Raw genomic sequence first — 18,806 nt, forward strand, 5'->3', positions numbered from 1 at the left:
CAGCCCCTATCTCGTGGACGGAGCTGAGACTGCCCCGCTGGCGGGCCAGCAGGCATCCCGCTCGGTCGTTCACCCCCTGAACCCCTGCTCGTGAAAAGCATAAGCCTCATGTCGTCAGCTTCGTTCGACATGCTCGCCACCTCCTCCCCCGGTGTCTCAGGAGGGACCGGAGCACAGTAGCCGCCGGACAGGAGTCACTCAGACCGTTCCGGTACGCCGCCAGGCGCCCCGTCCAGGTATGGGCGTCCAGGTCTGCGGCGGTCGGCGGAGGCATGCGCGCTCAAGCGCGGACAGGAACCAAGACAGCCCGTAACCGACCCCTGCGGTCAGTACGCTCTTCAGACATACAGGAAGCTCGTGCACCCACCAGAGGTTCCTCGTCCTCCAGAGAAGGGCCTTACACATAGCCAAGGGCGCAATCAGACGTCCCGAGGTCGACAAGGACAGTGCCCTACCGGCCGGCTGACGTCCCAGATCTCGACCGTGCGTCCATACCGTTGACGCCGACACCCGCGCTGGTGCGGGGTTCGTCCGTCAGCTGATCGTCTCCAAGGCGCCGATCCACGAAGACCAGCCGAGCGACCGAGCAACGGGCGAACGCACTAATGGGTCGGAAAGCCGGACTGTGTCGGTATCAGGTGATAGACCTCCTGCATGGCTGGCATTCAACACCTATCGATGAGGGTTCCGTGGCGGGACCGGCCCTGGGACCAGTTCATCTGCGACGATCCATTAGGGAACTCGTCGTGTACGTTGCTCACCGCGATCAGCAAAGGACGGGAGGACCTGTTCGAAGTCGCCCACGCAGGAGCCGGGATCGACGTACTCGATCAGAACAAGCTCCCATGTCTCAGCGAGCGCGCGACGTTCATGTCCCCCCTCGGCTACACGGTCGTCAAGCAGCACCCGTACCAGCACAACCGTGCGCTGCAAGGAAAGCTCCACGACACCCACGTCACGCTCCCTGGCTACGCCTTCGAGGCGGTTCCCTTCCGCTGGATGAATCGCGAAGTCTTCGCGCAGGAAGTCGGCCATGAGCGGGTTCCCCTGTTCAGCCAAGCCGCGGAGGACGCCGCCGACGCGGCTCTCAACTCCGCTCCGCTGTGGGTGATGGACGGAGACAACCAACGTGCCATCATGGATGCCTTCTTCGAACCGGTTGCCCCGGGCGACTCGTTGGTCTTCGCCTATTTGAAGCACTCCCCGTTCCAGGAGCAGCGCACCGACCGTCTGCTGGTAGGCGCCGCGCGGATCAACCGCGTCACTCCGCCACCGATGTGGAACCACTCGGGGAACCCGCCATTCCAATCCGCCATGTGGGAGACGGCTGTCGAGCACTCGCTCCGCCCCGATATGACCGATGGAATCCTGCTGCCTTACCAGCAGCTCATCTCCCTGATGGACGACGGCATCGACGTCGACAAGGCGCTGGCATGGGCTCCTGAGGGCCGTGTTGTCGAGTTTTCATACGTCACCGAGCACCTGTCCGACGATGCCGCGATCGAAGCGCTCACCTCTCTGCAGGTGGCCGCCGATGGCATGCGGGAATTGGGTGTGGACCTACCTGACACCGCGAGCGAATGGCTGCAAGCCCAAATCGAACGTCTCTGGCAGCTTCGCGGCCCGGTCCCCGGACTGCCTGGATTCCTCACTTCGATCGGCGTCCAGCATCCCTACGTGGCCGCGCGAGCGGTCATGGCAGAGGCGGGTGACAACACCGACCCCTGGGACATCCTGCAGATGGTCCTGGCCGACCCGTCCTGCGCCCCTAGTGGGCTCAGAGCGCACATCACAGCCCTCCAGGGCAGGATCTGGAAGAAGGTCAGTTCAGAACGTCAGGCCGTCATGCGCCTACTCTCCGGCTTCGACATCTCCCCGGCCCAGGTACAGATGCTGCTCGACGGCGCCACAGAGGTCGAGATGTCGGCCGAGGAACTACTGCAGAACCCGTACTTCGCCTCTACATGTACGTACGGCACAGCAGATCACGTACCGTTCGCGACCGTTGACCGCGCCCTCTTCCCCCCTGCCCACGTCACCTGGAAGCCTCCGGTCCCTGACGACCTCAAGCTGGAGGGCAGCATCGATCGGCGTCGAATCGAAGCTCTGCTCACCGACGTGTTGGAACGACAAGGCCAGCAGGGCGACACGGTCGTACCGGCGAGTGAGACCATCGCGCTGGCGCTCGAGGTGCCACTCGCCCAGCCGCCCGCACTGCCACGGACCGTCCTTGCCGGCCTCGATCTGGACCACGACGGCATTAACGAGTGGACCGAGTGGTCACCGCTGACAAGCGTGCCCCTCGCGGACGGCACTGCTGCGTACAAGCTCACGAGGTTCGACGAAACTTCCTCCGTCATCCGGGACTGGATCAGAGCTCAGGAAGAACTGGGCAGCCTCGGTCCGGTCACTGACGCCAGGCAGACGTTGGACGGCGCTCTCGGTCGCAACCAGAACGTCACGGGAGAGCTGGACGAACTGGAGGAGCGTGCTCGCACCGAAAAAGCCGCCGGTCTTTCGGCGCTGCATGACGCGCCGCTCTCGGTGCTCATCGGGTCGGCGGGAACCGGCAAGACCACGCTGCTGCGCGCCTTGGTCGAGTACCCCGGAGTCGCTGCGGGCAGTGTGCTGCTCCTCGCGCCCACCGGCAAGGCGAAGGTCCAGCTGGAAGCCAAGGTCAAGCTGCCCGCCAAGACGCTGGCGTCACACCTGAGCGCCACCCGCAGGTATGACGGGGAGACCGGCCGGTACCTCGTGTGGGGAGACCAGCAACCGCGGCACAACTACGCCTTGGTAGTGATCGACGAGGCGTCGATGCTCACCGAGGAGATGCTCGCATCCACCCTCGATTCCTTCGCCGGGGTCAAACGGCTCATCCTCGTCGGCGACCCTCGGCAACTCCCACCAATCGGCGCAGGCCGCCCCTTCGTCGACCTCGTCAACAAGCTCCGCCCTGACGGTTTCAGTGACTGGGTGCGGGTGGCGCCGGGCTATGTCGAGCTCCAGGTGCCTCGACGGCAGCTCGCTGACGGGACCCACGGAATCCGACACGACCTGGAACTGGCAGCCTGGTTCGGCGACAACACCCGTGGGGCAGGTGACGAAGCCATCTGGGCGGATCTGGCAGCCAGCCCTGACCTCCCCAGTGTGCGATACGTGCCCTGGGGCAGCAGGACTGCCGTCGAGGCACTGACCGACGAGCTCGAGCACAACTTGGCTCTCGACGGCGACCCGGACCCGGCGCGCGCCTTCGCACTCACCTACGGCGGCGTCATCAACGACGGCTACCTCAACTGGCAGGTGGGCGCGGGAGGACATGCCGAGGACTGGCAGATTCTCTCCCCGACTCGCTCCCGGGCGTTCGGTACGGTCGAACTCAACCGCCACATCAAGCGCACGTACCGGTCGAGCGACACAGAGTGGGCACAGCACTCCCGTCGCGCCAACATCCCGAAACCAATCGGACCCGAGCTGATCGTTCGCGGCGACAAGGTCATGCAGACCACCAACAAGCGCCTGAACGCATGGCCCAAGCAGAACGCGATGAACTACGTGGCGAACGGCGAGATTGGCGTCGCGATCGGACGCGTCACACCGGCGACGAAGGTGCCCAAGTCCCAACTCAAGCTCAACGTCGAATTCTCCTCACAAGCAGGGTTCCAGTACTCGTACTGGCCGACGGACTCCGATGACGCGCCACTGGAACTGGCATGGGCAGTCACGGTCCACAAGTCGCAGGGATCCGAATTCGGCACGACCTTCCTCATCCTCCCCGCCCGGGCGAACGTCTCCCGGGAGCTCATGTACACCGCTCTTACCAGACAGAAGGACAAGATCGTCATCCTCCATGAGGGCACGCTCTCCGAGCTGCGCGACCTTGCACAGCCCTGGCGCTCGGAGACGGCCCGACGGCTGACCGACCTGTTCGACGCGCCACACCCGGTAGCGCTCGAGATTCGGGGAACAGCTCGCCGCTTCGACCGCAAGCTCATGCATGTGTCAGCGAGTGGCATCCCGATGGCGTCGAAGAACGAGGTCATCATCGCTGGCATCCTCGACCAGCTCGCCCCAGGCCACTGGCAATACGAGGGGCCTTTCACCGGTTCCGACGGCCGCGTCGTCCTGCCCGATTTCACGGTCTCGACCCTCGATGGCCGCACGGTCTACTGGGAGCACGCAGGCATGCTCGACCTACCCGACTATGCCCGGAAATGGGAGCTCAAGAAGGCCTGGTACGCAGAGAACGGCATCCTTCCGCACAGTCAAGGCGGCGGACAGAACGGTTCACTCATGTGGACGGACGATCTCAACGGCGCTGATGCGCAAGCCTGGCTGGCCTTCGCCTCAGAGGTTCTGGGAGCACTGCCTGCCACGCTGCCGGCCCAAGGAGGCAACCGGCCTGGCCCAGCACGGAGGGCCGCCAAGAAGACAGCCCAACGGCGCCCCACCTCCAAGTGATGAGGAATTCTCCCCGCGGGGGCGCTCACGTCAGGCAGTCGAAGATCGACACACCGCAAGGCCGCAGGAGCCCGGCTCGCGGTCGGCACCGATGTGCAACTACTCGTAGTCGAGCCTGAGGAAGCGTGCCGGCTCGGCGAGGACCGTGCCGGCTCCCTTCTCGTCCGTCATGCGTGCAGCGAGGGTGGCTTCGGCCAGTCGGGGCGGGAGTGCTTCTCCGAACTTGAGGCCACGAACCGCCCTGCTGCTGACATCAGGCAGGCACAGCCCCGCCGCAGCATCCGCGCGGGCCGTCTGCCAGAGCTGAGGCGTGAGGTCGTCGCGCAGCCTGACCCACTGGTCGCTGACCCGTCGGTGCGGGGCGGCCACCGAGGCCAGCGAGGCGGCCAGCGTGGCGTTGGCGCGGTGGCCCGCCCAGGTCCACCAGCGGACGTCGCCGTCACTGTGCCTGCTGATCACCGTGCCGCCGGGGTGGACGGCGTGCAGGTGGACGTCACGCGCTTCGGCGAGTTTCGCCGTGGCACGCGCGGTGAGGCGGACCGGTGGATCCTGGCCGAGAAGTATGTCCCGGGCGGCGCGGGACAGGGCGAAGGAGCGGATGCGTTCTCCGCCGAACCCGCTCCAACGGGCACGCCCGCCCTCGTCAGCCGGTTCCACGAAGCAGCGCTTGCGTGTCCAGTCGATGTAGGTCACCAGCCAGTTGCGGCCTGCGAGAAGCAGCTTGCGCGGGCCCTCGATCTCCTCGGTGAGCAGATCGGGGTCGGTGCGGCCGATCTCGTTGCGGCCGTTGAGCACGGTGAACTCCGGCGGGGTGGTGAACATGGCCGTCAGATTCATGAAGTGTCTGTGCCCGTAGCGCCGTTCGGCCTCCGGGCCGATGAATAGCAGTCCGCCGCCCTGATCCAGGTACCCCTCCTCGACCAGGTGGCGGACGACGGGCAGCGCGCCCGGCCCGAACGGGCCCATGCCACCCCACCACTCCTGCCAGAGGTTCTCCCCAACCCGGTGCTCCTGGAGACACAGGGCCAGTAGCTGCTGTGCCACCAGGTGACGCGGCTCGGGCGGCGCCACGACGGGCTCGACCCAGCCACGGGACCACTGCAGCAGAAGTGCCGCTGAGGCGAGCAGTCCTTCGGGTTCGAGCGCGAGGAAGAGGCAGTTGCGTGTGGTGCCGGTCCGGCGTCCGGTGCGGCCGATGCGCTGGAGGAAGGAGGCGACCGTGGACGGCGCGTCGAGCTGAATGACGCGGTCCAGGTCGCCCACGTCGATACCGAGTTCCAGGGTGCTGGTGGAGACGATCACACAGTCGCGTGCGTCGGCGAAGGCTTCTTCAGCCCGCCGCCGTTCGTCCACGGACAGCGAGGGGTGGGGCAGGAACGTCGTGACGCCTTTCAGGCGCAGTTGCTCACCCAGCTCTTCCCCGCGCTCACACGAGCCGTCCGAGATGGCTGACAGCAAGATCATGAAGCTTCGGCGCACGCTCCATCAGAGCGGCGTCGTTGAGATGATCGAGGCCCAGTTTGCAGGGCTGCCGGGCCCGCCCGGATACCCCGTCCGTCTGGTTCTGCTCGGTCTGGTCTGCGCGAGCTACGAGAGGACCAGCGGCAACCTCGACGACGCCTTCGAGATCATGACGTTCGGCACCAGCGAGCGGTTGCGCGCCCACCTCTCCATCCCGACCTGCGACATCGACGACCAGGACGCGGTCAACGCGCTCTACAACCGCTTCCACCGTGCCTGGACCCGCATGAACCGACCGCTGGACGCTGCACCGCACCAGCGCCGCAGTCGGCTCCCCAGGGCGGCAGGCCTCAAAGTGGCCGCTCAGTGGAACGGTGAACACGGACAGCCCGCTCTCCGCCGTCTGGAAGAACTCGCCAACCGGCTGGTCACCGCCCCGGTCCGCATCGCCTTCGTGAAAGGTCTGATGCGTCACTGGCGCGGCGACACTGCCATCGACACCACCTGCGTGCCAACTTGGGCCCGTCCCCACACGCGCAAGCGCTCTGCTCTGGAGGCGAGCGCGAACTGGCATTACAAGGGGGGCGGCGACCGGGAGTTCGGCTACAGCGCCACGCTCGCCATCGCGGCCCACGCCGACCCGGACCGAGCCGGCCGTTACCCACAGCTGATCCTCGGCATGGTGCTGCACACGCCGGAGAAGGACATGGGCCGCCACGCCCACTACGTCAGCGCTGTGCTGGCGCAGCTCACCGAGCTCCGTGGCTTCACAGCGGCCGACCGCGCCTATACCAAACTCCTCCCTGAGAACTTTCACCGGCCGATGCGCGCCCTCGGCTACATGCCCGTGCTCGACTTCACTGAGCCCCAGGTCACCTCCGCCAGGGCGGAAGGCCATCACCAGGGCGCGATCACGAAAGTCGGCCGGCTCTTCTGCCCCCTCACGCCACGCCGCTTGCTCGACCTGTACTCGCAGATCCGCAGCGCCAAGAACGAGCGTGAACGCATCCCGCTTCGAGAGCGGCTGCAGGAGATCGAGGCGTACGCACTCACCCGTAAGGACACACTCGACGATCGCGGAACCGAGCGGTTCGCCTGCCCCATCACCAAGCTCAACTGCCCCTGGGCACAGGAGCGTGAGGGCCGCGCCGCACCACCGAAGAAGGGGCCCGTACCGGTCGTCATCAACCTCGATGCCCACAGGGAGCGCACCGCGCACCCCGCCAGCCGGCCCACCGTAGAGCCCCCGACCCTGCCGCTCGCCGAACGCCCCAAGTGCTGCCGCCAGTCCTCCGTCACCGTGCAAGCACACGTCATGCCCCGCACACGGCAGGAACTTTCCTGGCAGACGCCTTCCTGGGCCCTCGCCTACCAGACCCTGCGCGCCCACATCGAGGGCGGCAACGGGCGGCTCAAGTCCGTCGACTCCGCCCTGCACGCCCGCGAGAGACGCCAGCCCCGCGGACGCGTCGCCCAGACACTCCTGTCCGCCATCACCGTCATGGTCCACAACATCAAGGAGATCGAGCAGTACCTGGTCGCCAGCAAGAAGAGCGCGATCACCGGCCTCGACCTCGAGCCGAACGATGTTTTTCTGTCCTACCCGACGATCAGCTTGACGGTCTCGCCCCGCTCCCAGGCGCTGAGCCGTAGCCCCTGAGCGGGCACGTTCCGGGTAATTGAAGATCGACACGTCGCGAGACCGCAGGAGCCTGCCTCCACGCCTGCGGTCCCCGCAGCATGTCCGCATCCCGCCCCCCGGTCCGTTCCGACGCGGACCGCCGCGCTTCCCGGCGGCCCGGCAGGCTGACTTTCACACAAGCAGGAGCTCAAACGACGAGATCCCGGTCAGACGATGACCGTCTGACCGGGATCTCGTGAACCGTTCCGGGATGAACCCGTGAACGGCCCTTGCCGTGGACCTGTGGGGATTTGAACCCCAGACCCCCTCGATGCGAACGAGGTGCGCTACCAGACTGCGCCACAGGCCCTTGCGACGAGTGAAACTTTAGCACCCCCGTCGGGCTGCTTGGAAATCAGTTCCGTGCTGGTCACTCGTTGGCGGCGCGGGGGCGGTCGCCGTCGTCGTACTGGTCGAACAGGGGGGTCCGGCTGCGGCGCTGGAGTGGCGGGGTGTGGCGGGGGGCGGGGGGTTCGGGGGCCGCCGGTTCCGCGGGGGCCGGTTCGGCCGTGGAGGAGCGGGCCGCGCTCCAGGTCTCCGGGTCGCTGACGTTCACGCCGCTGCTCGCGCGCGGGGCGACGGGGGCCGTCACGTACGTCGGGAGAGGGACCGGGACCGGCTCCCAGCTGTCACCGCGGGCCGGGCCGCGCTCGCGCTGCTGGTCGACCCATTCGGCGTGGTCCGTCTGCTCGACCAGGGCGCGGCGGCCGGCCTCCTGCGGGGAGACCGAGGGGGCCGGTTCCGGGGCGGGGCGAGGTTCGGGCTCCTCGTCCGGCTCGGCCGGGGCCGAGACCTGGTGGTGCCGGCGGGGGCGGTTCTCGCGCAGGCGCTGCGCGGCGATCTCGGCTCTGCGACGGTCCATGGTGAAGACGAAGCGGCGCCGCTCCTGGGCGCGCAGATGCACGATGTAGACGCTGAGAAGTATGGCGGGGACACCCGGCGCCCACAGGAAGGCGAGTCCCTGGACGCCGGCGACGACCGCGCCGATCGTGAAAGCGAGGAAGAGCACCACGGTGGTGCGCCGGCGGCGGGCGAGGACCTGCGAGCGCTGGGCACGGCGGGCGCGTTCGGCCGCCGCGCCGGAAGGACGTGGCCGCCGTTCGGGGGCCGGACGGGCCGGAGCGGGGGTGGGGGCGTGCGCCGGGTCGGACGCGGCGGCCGGTGCGGGCGCCGGGCGTTTCGACGGCGCAGGGATCTCCAGCCTGGCTTCCGTACGGGCCGCGGGCGCGGAGAAGGACCGGACGTCGACGGAGCTCGTCGGCTCCGCCGCGGCGTCCGGTCCGTCGTCGGGCCCGGCCTCCTCGGTGGTGCGGTCCTGCAACTCCTTGGCGTACCGGCGCTCCATCCCCGCCCGTCCGGACAGCAGCCGGATGGCGGTGCTGAAGCGTTCCGTAGGACGGGCTTCGTTGAGCTCGTCCTGCCTGCGGAGCCACATCGGTACCAAGTAGGCGGCCCAGGCCCCGACGATGACTGCGTAGATGAGGCCGCTGCTGCTCACGGTTCACACCGTAGAGGTCTACGCGCGAGGGGATCCGCCAATTGAGCCGGTGTGTCGCACGATCTGGCTGATATCACGGACTTTTTTTGTGATTGTTCGGATCACTTGATGGTCGGATGGCGACTATTATCGAACACTTATTTTATTTCTGTGGCGTTCCAGGTCGCGCCTGGTGCCAGCGGTGGAGGAGTCCTTCCGGTACTTCCTCGGCCGTGAGGGAGAAGACCAGATGGTCCCGCCAGGCCCCGTCGATGTGCAGATAGCGGGGCCGGGTCCCTTCCTCGCGGAATCCGAGTTTCTCCACGACGCGGCGGCTTGGTCCGTTCTCGGGGCGAATGCACACCTCGATCCGGTGCATCCCGGCCATACGGAAACAGTGGTCGACGGCGAGAGCCACGGCCGTCGGCATGACGCCGCGTCCCGCGACGTCGCGGTCCACCCAGTAGCCGACATGGCCCGAGCACATCGAGCCCCAGGTGATCCCGGCCACGGTCAACTGGCCGACGAGGCGCCCCTGGTACTCGATGACGAACGGCAGCATCCGCCCCGCGTTCGCCTCGGCGCGCAGATGACGGACCATCTGCCGGTACGTCGGGCGCTGGGCCACCGGGGCACCGGGGGGCGGCGGCGGGATCGTCGCCTCCCACGGCCGCAGCCACTCGCGGTTGCGCCGGTTGACCTCGCGCCAGGCCCGTTGATCGCGCGACCTTATGGGGCGCAGGACGACGTCGCCGTCCACCAGCGCCACGGGCCAGAAGGGGTGGTTCATCCGTCACTACGCGGGTGATCGCCGCCGTGGATCTGGTCGACGGCGTGGACGAGCAGTCGGCCGAGGACGGCGAGCCCGTCCCGTACACCGCCGGAGGAACCCGGCAGATTCACGATCAGGGTCCGGTCCGCGACGCCCGCGAGGCCCCGCGAGAGCGCGGCCGTGGGGACCTTCCGGGCGCCCTCGGCGCGGATCGCCTCGGGGATGCCGGGGATCTCGCGGTCCAGCACGCGGCGGGTGGCCTCGGGGGTGCGGTCGGTGGGCGAGACGCCGGTGCCGCCGGTGGTCAGGATGACGGCGTACCCGGCGGCGACCCCCTCGCGCAGGGCCTGCTCGACCGGGTCGCCGTCGGGCACGACCAGCGGACCCTGGACCGAGAAGCCCAGCTCCCCGAGGGCGTTCGCGATGATCGGGCCTCCGGTGTCCGCGTACACACCGGCCGCCGCGCGGTTGGACGCGGTGACGACGAGGGCGCGGTACGGCCGGCTCGCCCGCGGCGCGGGGGCCGCGGGGCCACTTTCGGCGGAAGTCATGCCGTGCCCCTCTCCGGGGTCCCGTTCGGCAGCGGCCGGGTCTCCGGCGGCGTGTCCGGCGGTGCTTCCGGTTCCGGTGCCCGGCGAGACCAGGGGCCCGACTTTCCGCCGGTCTTCTCCTCGACCCGTACGTCCGTGATCACCGCGCCCTTGTCGACGGCCTTCACCATGTCGACCACCGTCAGCGCCGCGACCGAGACCGCGGTCAGGGCCTCCATCTCCACGCCCGTGCGGTCCGTGGTCCGCACCGTCGCCAGGATCTTTACCGCTTCGTCCGTGACGGCGAGGTCGAGCGTGACTCCGGAGAGAGCCAGCGGGTGGCAGAGCGGGATCAGCTCCGGGGTCCGCTTCGCGCCCATGATGCCCGCGATCCGGGCGGTGGCCAGGGCGTCACCCTTGGGCACCCCCTCGCCCCGCAGCAGTTCGACCACGCGCGGCGACACCAGCACCCGGCCGCTCGCGGCGGCGGTGCGCGCGGTGACCTCCTTGGCGGAGACGTCGACCATGCGGGCCGCGCCCGCCTCGTCGATATGCGTCAGTCGGCCTTGTCCAGAAGGTCCGGGGGTCTCCCCCCGGGAAAACGCAGTCATCGCTGTGGCGCTCCCGGTCCGGGCCCGGCGGGGCCTGTCTGGGCAGACACGCTACCGCCACCGCGCGCCCCTCAGCCGAGCAGCACCACGTCGACCTCGCTTCCGGGCTCCATCGAGGTCGCCTCCTCGGGCAGCACGATGAGCGCGTCGGCGTGGGCGAGGGCGGCGACGAGATGCGAACCGGCGCCGCCGACGGGGGCGGCCGTGCCCGCCTCGGCGTCGTACGTACCGCGCAGGAACTGGCGACGGCCGGCCGGGGACCTCAGCGGCGCGTCGGCCTTCAGCGTGGCGCGGACCGTCGGTCGGTGGACGTCCTCGCGGCCCATGAGCGCGCGGATCGCGGGGCGTACGAACAGCTCGAAGGACACGTAGGACGAGACGGGGTTGCCGGGGAGGGCGAGCAGCGGGGTGTGCTCGGGGCCGATGGAGCCGAAGCCCTGGGGCTTGCCCGGCTGCATCGCGAGCTTGCGGAAGTCGATGCCGCTGCCCGGCTCGTCCTCGTCTCCCACGGAGGACAGCGCCTCCTTGACCACGTCGTACGCCCCGACGCTGACACCGCCGGTCGTCACGATCATGTCCGCGCGGATCAGCTGGTCCTCGATGGTGGACCGGAGGGTGTCCGCGTCGTCGGTGACCGCGCCCACCCGGTACGCGATGGCGCCGGCGTCCCGCGCGGCGGCCGTGAGCGCGAAGCTGTTGGAGTCGTAGATCTGGCCCTCGCCCAACGCCTCGCCGGGCTGGACCAGTTCGCTGCCGGTCGACAGGACCACGACGCGCGGACGCGGGTGGACCCGGACGGTCGCGCGGCCGATGGCGGACAGCAGGCCGATCTGCGGCGGTCCCAGGATCGTGCCGGCCTCCAGGGCGAGGTCTCCGGCCTGTACGTCGCTGCCGCGCGCGCGGACATGGGCGCGGGCCTCGACCGGGCGGTACACCCGGACCTCGCCGCTCGCGCCCTCGGGGGCGGAGCCGGCCGGGCGCATGGAGGTGGCGGCTCCGCCGCCCGTACCGCCGTCGGTCCATTCGACGGGGACGACGGCCTCGGCGCCCGGTGGCAGCGGTGCGCCGGTCATGATCCGGGCGGCCTGCCCGGGGCCGACGCGGGGCGGGGAGCCGCCCCCCGCCGCGACATCGCCGATGACCGCCAGGACGGCCGGGAACTCCGCGTCGGCGCGCGACACGTCGGCCGTACGGACCGCGTAGCCGTCCATGGAGCTGTTGTCGAAGGGCGGCAGGGCCACCGGCACCGTGACGTCCTCGACGAGGACGCAGCCCTGGGCGTCGGGCAGTTGCAGCTCGATCGGGTCCAGCGGGCGGACCGTGGCGAGGATGTCCGCCAGGTGCTCGTCGACCGTCCAGAGCCGTCCCTGCCCGGAGACAGGTGCGGGTGCCGGTGTCGCCGTACTGCTCAAGTTCCTACATCTCCTCGGTGACGTAACTGCGGAGCCAGGCCCGGAAGTCCGGTCCCAGGTCTTCACGTTCGCACGCGAGTCTGACAATGGCACGCAGATAGTCACCGCGGTCACCCGTGTCATAGCGGCGTCCCTTGAAGACCACTCCGTGGACCGGGCCGCCGACCTTCTCGTCGGCGGACAGCTGCTGGAGGGCGTCGGTGAGCTGGATCTCGCCGCCGCGGCCCGGCTCGGTCTTGCGCAGTATCTCGAAGACGGCGGGGTCGAGGACGTAGCGGCCGATGATGGCGTAGTTGCTGGGCGCGTCGGCGCGGTCGGGCTTCTCGACCAGGTCGTGCACCTTGACCACGTCGCCGTAGGCGGTGGGCTCGACGGCGGCGCATCCGTAGAGGTGGATCTGGTCCGGCTCGACCTCCATCAGGGCGATGACGCTGCCGCCCTCGTTCTCCTGGATCTCGACCATGCGGGACAGCAGCGGGTCGCGCGGGTCGATCAGGTCGTCGCCGAGGAGCACCGCGAAGGGCTGGTCGCCGACGTGCGGGGCGGCGCACAGGACGGCGTGGCCGAGGCCCTTGGGGTCGCCCTGCCGGACGTAGTGCATGGTGGCCAGGTCGCTGGACTCCTGCACCTTGGCGAGGCGTTCGGTGTCTCCCTTTCGGGTGAGCGCCTCCTCCAGCTCGTAGTTGCGGTCGAAGTGGTCTTCCAGGGGACGCTTGTTGCGTCCGGTGACCATGAGAACGTCGGAGAGCCCGGCCATCACGGCTTCCTCGACCACGTACTGGATCGCGGGCTTGTCGACGACAGGCAGCATCTCTTTGGGAGTGGCCTTGGTGACGGGGAGGAAGCGTGTTCCGAGACCTGCTGCGGGGATGACAGCCTTGCTGATCCTGGGGGGCGACTGAGTCATGCCGAGCACCATATCCGTCACGGATGAGGGGAAGATGTGGCTCCGGTTAACTTTCCCTCCATACATACACATACGAAAGATTTGCGAAGTCCGGTGAGCACTGACATGTCGGGAAAGTCAGCCCTACGGCGGGAGCTTCTCGCCGCGCGGCGCCTTCTTTCGGAGGAGGACGTCCGGGGCGCCGCCGCGGTTCTCGCCCGGCGGGCGCTGGATCTTCCCGAACTCGCGGCGGCCGGGACCGTCGCCGCGTACGTCTCGGTGGGAAGCGAGCCGGGCACGCGCGCGCTGCTCGACGCGCTGCGGGAGCGGGGGGTGCGCGTCCTCCTGCCGGTGCTGCTGCCGGACGACGATCTGGACTGGGCGGCGTACGACGGGGCGGAGCGGCTGGTGCGCGCGGGGCGTGGGCTGCTGGAGCCGGACGGTGCGCGGCTCGGCGTACGCGCGGTGCTTCAGGCGCGGGTGGTGCTGCTGCCCGGGCTCGCCGTGGACGGGCGCGGGATGCGGCTGGGGCGGGGCGGCGGGTCGTACGACCGGGTGCTGGCGCGGCTGGAGCAGGCGGCGACGGGCGGGCGTGTGGACGCGGGGTCGGCTCTCGCGGTGCTTCTGTACGACCACGAGGTGGTCGAGCGGGTCCCGGAGGAGCCGCACGACCGCCCCGTGCACGTGGTGGTGACTCCGGGCGGGACACGGCGCTTCACCGGGAACTGAGAGGCCCGCCAGGCCGGTGCATCCGGCGGGGCGGGCCCTCGCGTCCCGCGCTCTACGGGGCGAGCGTCAGGGTGTCTCCCGTGCTCTCCTCCACGGCTCTGCTGCTGAACGACCAGTCGAGCAGCTCGCCCTTGGCCCATTTGTCCGTCTGGTCGGTGTAGTTCGCGCTGTACGCGTGCCCCGAGGCACCCGTCAGATTGATCCAGCGGGACTTGTCCCAGTCACCGACGTTGACCACCATCCGCATCGACGGCACCCACATGACCTCGTAGCCGCCGGCCGCGTTCCAGCCCGTGGCGTTGACCGCCGCCTCGCCGCCGCCCAGATTCCACGGGCCCCGGTTGAGCAGGGTCCGCACGACGCCGGGGCCCTCCGTACCGAGGGTCTGGTTCTCCAGGGTCAGCTGGTGCAGCCGGCCCCAGCTCCAGGTGGAGACGTCCTTGCCGAGCTTGGCGGTCAGCTCCCAGCGCGCGTCCGTGAGGGCGCGCAGCAGGAGCTCGTCGCGGGTCTTGGCGGCCTTCTCCGTACGGGTCTTCGGGGCCTGCCACCACTCGTTGTCCTCGTCCTTGAGAATCTTGCGGGTGATCTCGGACCAGCGGTCGCCGCCGTCCGGCTGCGCCGAGTCCGCGGAGCGCTTGCCGCACTCCTGCACCAGCTCCGCGAGGTCGTCGACGGGCCCCGTGCTGTCGGCGGGGCGCACGGTGAGGCACTCGCCCTTGACGCGCATCTCCTTGGGAAGCTTGTTCCCGTAGGCGAGCTTGAGGACGTTGCGCCAGACGCCGTTGAAGTACGCGGCCGCCGCCGAGTCCGGCTCCTGGGTGTAGTCCCAGCCTTCGAGGAGCTTCTGGGCCTCGCGTACGGAGGGGTCCGCGACATCGATCTTCAGCAGATGCGGCATGAGCAGCGTGGCGATCTCGCTGCGGTTGTCGGTCTGCATGGTGCGCATGTCGTCGGTGGAGATCTTGCCGCCGTCCTTGATCTTCGACTTTATGAGGTCGTTGATCCGCTGGCTGCGGGCGCCGTAGCCCCAGTCCTCGGTCAGCGGGTGCGGATAGTCGTCCTTGTCGATGACGGCCTGGTTGGCGGTGACGATGTAGCCGCGCTTCGGGTTCTCCTCGTAAGGAAGCTCGTCGAAGGAGACGTAGCCCTCCCAGCGGTACTCCGGGTCCCAGCCGGGGGCGGGGACCGAGCCGTCGCCCTCGGCGCGGATCGGGATCCGGCCGGGCGCCTGGTAGCCGATGTTGCCCTTGGTGTCGGCGTAGATCAGGTTCTGCGAGGGGACCTCGAAGAACTCGGCGGCCTTGCGGAACTGGGCGAAGTCCTTGGCTTTGTCGAGCTCGAAGACCGCGTCCATGGACCTGCCGGGCTTGAGGGCGGTCCACTGGAGCGAGACCGCGTACCCCTCACCGCGGTCGGGGGCCGCGTTGTTGACGGGGGCCTTGTCGCCGACTCTGCGCAGTTCCGCGTTGCGGTCGGAGACCACCGGGCCGCGGCCGGTGGAACGGACCGTGATGGTCTGGCTCTTGGCCCCGGCGATCTTGATCGTTTCCTGACGGGTCGTGAACTTCTTCTGCTCGTCCCCGTACTGATAGGTGTCGCCGTTGACCTTCTCCAGATAGAGGTCGGTCACGTCGGCGCCGAGGTTGGTCATGCCCCAGGCGATGTCCTTGTTGTGGCCGATTATGACGCCCGGCATTCCGGCGAAGGTGTAGCCGGCGACGTCGTACTGGCAGTCCTTGGTGAAGCTGCGGCAGTGCAGGCCCATCTGGTACCAGACGGAGGGCAGCTGGGGCGCGAGGTGCGGGTCGTTGGCGAGCAGTGGCTTGCCGGTTGTCGTGTACTCCCCGGAGACGACCCAGGAGTTGGACCCGATGCCGCTGCCGCTGGGGCCGAGGAGGGCGGGGATCTCGTCGAGGGTGCCCGAGAGGGCGTCGAGCTGGGACTCCAGGCCCTGGGTGGCGTCGCCGGGGTCCGTGCCTGTGCCGGTTCCTGTGCCGGTTCCCGTGCCGGCGCCGAGCCCGGTGCCGCTTCCCGTACCCGTGCCTGTCCCCGTACCCGTGCCGTCACCCGTCGCGTCGCCCGGCTCGGCCTTGGGGTCGTACTGCCCGGTGAGCGGATCGACCGCGCCCTCGGTGACGATCGGCTGGTTCCGGCCGTACGGATACGACGGGTACAGGTCCTCGATCTGCTTCTCGTCCATCCTGCTCGTGAGCAGCGAACGGTCGATCTCGTCCTGCATGTTGGAGCGCAGGTCCCACGCCATCGCCTTGAGCCAGGCCACCGAGTCGACGGGGGTCCACTTCTCCGGCTTGTAGTCGTTGATGAAGTTCAGGGCGGCGTACTCGACGGAGATGTCCTTGCCGTCACGCCCCTTGAGGTAGTCGTTGACACCGTCCGCGTAGGACTGGAGGTTCTTCTTCGTCTCGTCCGAGAGCTTGGTGTCGTACTCCTCCTGGGCCACCTGCCGCCAGCCGAGCGTGCGCAGGAATTCGTCCGTCGCGACCTGACCCTTGCCGAACATCTCGGAGAGCCGGCCCGAGGTCATGTGACGCCGGACGTCCATCTCCCAGAAGCGGTCCTGCGCCTGGACGTAGCCCTGCGCCCGGAAGAGGTCCCGGTCTGTGTTGGCGTAGATCTGCGGGATGCCGTAGCTGTCGCGCTTGACCTCGACCCGGCCGTCGAGTCCCGGCACCTTGATCGTGCCGGTGGTCTGCGGGAGCGAGGCACGCACGGTGCTGACGCCCCAGTAGGCGCCGTAGCCAACGCCTGCTACCAGAGCCAGGACCAGGACGATCACGACAAGACGGGCGCGTCGCCCCTTCTTTTTGGTGGCAGGGGGCGTTGAGTTGGCGGGCATCGCTGTCCTTCGAGGGGCAGGTGGTCCTGGAATGCTGCAGCAACCATAGGCGCAGCCGTTCACTCGCCCCGACGCGGTGTCACTAGTACGACCCGGAGTACGACCTGGCGGGACTCCTCGGACGATCACACAGGGAATCACGGGATCGATCGCACGAACGATCGATCGCGTCAAGAAAACGTTAAAGATTAGGTAAGGTAACGAAGTGCCGACGGCCGGAGAACCGATCCGGTGCGCGCGAGGGGAAGGATCGGCCGCTGACTGTCCACCAGCTCAATGAACTCCTGCTCATCTGCTCGCTCGTGCTGCTGATCGCCGTCGCCGCGGTACGGATCTCGTCCCGGAGCGGGCTTCCCAGCCTGCTGCTCTACCTCGGGATCGGCGTCGTCATGGGGCAGGACGGCATCTTCAACGTCGAGTTCGACAACGCCGAGCTGACGCAGGTGATCGGGTACGCCGCCCTGGTCGTGATCCTCGCCGAGGGTGGTCTCGGCGCCAAGTGGAAAGAGGCGAAACCAGCGCTGCCGGCCGCCGTCGCGCTGTCGACCGTCGGTGTCGCGGTGAGCGTGGGCGTCACCGCGTCCGCCGCGCACTACCTCGTCGGCCTGGACTGGCGGCAGGCGCTGATCATCGGCGCCGTCGTCTCGTCCACGGACGCCGCCGCGGTCTTCTCCGTACTGAGGAGGATTCCGCTGCCTTCGAGGGTGACGGGCGCTCTGGAGGCGGAGTCGGGCTTCAACGACGCCCCCGTCGTGATCATGGTGGTGGCTCTGTCTACGGCCGGACCGGTGGAGCACTGGTACGTACTCGTGGGCGAGATCGCCCTGGAGCTGGCCATCGGCGCCGCCATCGGCCTCGCGGTGGGCTGGCTGGGCGCCTTCGGGCTGCGGCGCGTTGCCCTGCCGGCCTCCGGCCTGTACCCGATCGCCGTGATGGCCATCGCGGTCGTCGCGTACGCGGCCGGGGCCATGGCCCACGGCAGCGGGTTCCTCGCCGTGTACCTGGCCTCCATGCTGCTGGGGAACTCCAAGCTCCCGCACGCTCCCGCGACCCGCGGCTTCGCGGAGGGGCTGGGCTGGCTCGCGCAGATCGGCATGTTCGTCCTGCTCGGACTGCTGGTGACGCCGCACGAACTGGGCGACGACTTCTGGCCCGCGGTGATAGTGGGTCTGGTGCTGACCGTGGTGGCGCGGCCCTTGTCCGTACTGGTCAGCCTCGCGCCGTTCCGCATCCCGTGGCGGGAGAAGGCGCTGATGTCGTGGGCGGGGCTGCGTGGCGCCGTACCCATCGTCATGGCGACCATCCCGATGGTCTCGGGGATCGAGGGCAGCCACCGGATCTTCAACATCGTCTTCGTGCTGGTCGTCGTGTACACGCTGGTGCAGGGCCCGACGCTGCCCTGGGTCGCCGGGAAGCTGCACCTGGGCGACCCCGCGGGGGCGGCCGACCTCGGTGTCGAGTCGGCGCCGCTGGAGCGGCTGCGCGGCCATCTGCTGTCCGTCGCCATCCCGGACCGGTCGAAGATGCACGGCGTGGAGGTCGGCGAGCTGCGGCTGCCCCCGGGGTCGGCGGTCACGCTGGTCGTACGGGAGGACAAGAGCTTCGTACCGGGGCCGTCCACCGTGCTCCGGCGGGGCGACGAGCTGCTGGTGGTGGCGACGGATCCGGTACGGGACGCGGCCGAGCGCCGTCTGCGGGCGGTCGGGCAGGGCGGCAAGCTGGCCGACTGGCTGGGTACGAACGGGACGGGCGGGGGTGGCGCGGGCGGGCCGGGCAGGAGGCCGGGAGCGCACGGGAAGCCCGGGAGCGGGGTCGGCGGGCTCGGACGAGGGCAGGACTGACGGCTGGGCCGGTCGGCGGGCCGGTCGGCGGGCCGGTCGGGTGGTGCCGGGTGAGGCCCGGTGGGTTGGCCGGGAATGGAAGGCAGGCCTG

10 protein-coding genes, 1 tRNA gene and 2 pseudogenes are annotated in these 18,806 nt (G+C 69.0%); 4 read left to right on the forward strand and 9 right to left on the reverse strand.

Going from position 1 to position 18,806, the window contains the following annotated elements:
• Positions 1-753 precede the first annotated feature (753 nt).
• Positions 754-4,458, forward strand: coding sequence for an AAA family ATPase (locus tag SSPS47_RS13185; protein WP_203557834.1), 3,705 nt, complete (start codon positions 754-756; stop codon positions 4,456-4,458).
• 99 nt (positions 4,459-4,557) lie between these two features.
• On the opposite strand, the pseudogene SSPS47_RS13190 reads toward SSPS47_RS13185, so the two are convergent.
• Positions 4,558-5,877 (reverse strand): annotated as a pseudogene (locus SSPS47_RS13190) (helicase-related protein); the annotation flags it as partial.
• 25 nt (positions 5,878-5,902) lie between these two features.
• Here SSPS47_RS13190 and SSPS47_RS13195 point away from each other — a divergent pair.
• On the forward strand, positions 5,903-7,579 hold the full coding sequence (locus SSPS47_RS13195) for a hypothetical protein (protein WP_164251251.1): 1,677 nt from the start codon (positions 5,903-5,905) through the stop codon (positions 7,577-7,579).
• Positions 7,580-7,836: 257 nt separating this feature from the next.
• On the opposite strand, the gene SSPS47_RS13200 is transcribed toward SSPS47_RS13195, so the two are convergent.
• The 7 genes and pseudogenes from SSPS47_RS13200 to galU form a co-directional block, all read right to left on the reverse strand.
• Positions 7,837-7,910, reverse strand: a tRNA-Ala gene (locus tag SSPS47_RS13200).
• Between the two features lie 60 nt (positions 7,911-7,970).
• The gene (gene glpR, locus SSPS47_RS13205) at positions 7,971-9,098 is read right to left on the reverse strand and encodes a gephyrin-like molybdotransferase receptor GlpR (RefSeq protein ID WP_164251253.1); all 1,128 of its coding nucleotides are present in this window, start codon (positions 9,096-9,098) and stop codon (positions 7,971-7,973) included.
• Positions 9,099-9,240: 142 nt separating this feature from the next.
• Entirely contained in the window at positions 9,241-9,867 is a 627-nt protein-coding gene (locus SSPS47_RS13210; RefSeq protein ID WP_147876996.1) for a GNAT family protein, read from the reverse strand.
• Entirely contained in the window at positions 9,864-10,400 is a 537-nt protein-coding gene (locus tag SSPS47_RS13215; RefSeq protein WP_164251255.1) for a MogA/MoaB family molybdenum cofactor biosynthesis protein, read from the reverse strand. The genes SSPS47_RS13210 and SSPS47_RS13215 overlap by 4 nt, the downstream gene beginning before the upstream one ends.
• Positions 10,401-10,483: 83 nt before the next feature.
• A pseudogene (gene moaC, locus SSPS47_RS13220) lies at positions 10,484-10,990 on the reverse strand (cyclic pyranopterin monophosphate synthase MoaC); the annotation flags it as partial.
• Positions 10,991-11,061: 71 nt separating this feature from the next.
• Entirely contained in the window at positions 11,062-12,402 is a 1,341-nt protein-coding gene (glp, locus tag SSPS47_RS13225; protein WP_239064883.1) for a gephyrin-like molybdotransferase Glp, read from the reverse strand.
• 4 nt (positions 12,403-12,406) lie between these two features.
• Positions 12,407-13,309: a UTP--glucose-1-phosphate uridylyltransferase GalU gene (gene galU / locus SSPS47_RS13230; RefSeq protein WP_164251262.1), complete on the reverse strand. Its 903-nt coding sequence runs from the start codon at positions 13,307-13,309 to the stop codon at positions 12,407-12,409.
• A gap of 105 nt (positions 13,310-13,414) precedes the next feature.
• On the opposite strand from galU, the gene SSPS47_RS13235 reads away from it, so the two are divergent.
• The gene (locus tag SSPS47_RS13235; RefSeq protein WP_164251264.1) at positions 13,415-14,017 is read left to right on the forward strand and encodes a 5-formyltetrahydrofolate cyclo-ligase; all 603 of its coding nucleotides are present in this window, start codon (positions 13,415-13,417) and stop codon (positions 14,015-14,017) included.
• A gap of 52 nt (positions 14,018-14,069) precedes the next feature.
• Here the strand turns inward: SSPS47_RS13235 and SSPS47_RS13240 are convergent, their stop codons facing one another.
• Positions 14,070-16,874, reverse strand: a complete 2,805-nt coding sequence (locus tag SSPS47_RS13240; RefSeq protein WP_164251266.1) for a penicillin acylase family protein — start codon at positions 16,872-16,874, stop codon at positions 14,070-14,072.
• A gap of 257 nt (positions 16,875-17,131) precedes the next feature.
• On the opposite strand from SSPS47_RS13240, the gene SSPS47_RS13245 reads away from it, so the two are divergent.
• The gene (locus SSPS47_RS13245; RefSeq protein ID WP_164254556.1) at positions 17,132-18,715 is read left to right on the forward strand and encodes a potassium/proton antiporter; all 1,584 of its coding nucleotides are present in this window, start codon (positions 17,132-17,134) and stop codon (positions 18,713-18,715) included.
• Positions 18,716-18,806 lie beyond the last annotated feature (91 nt).

It is taken from the genome of Streptomyces sp. S4.7, assembly GCF_010384365.1.
Taxonomy (GTDB): domain Bacteria; phylum Actinomycetota; class Actinomycetes; order Streptomycetales; family Streptomycetaceae; genus Streptomyces.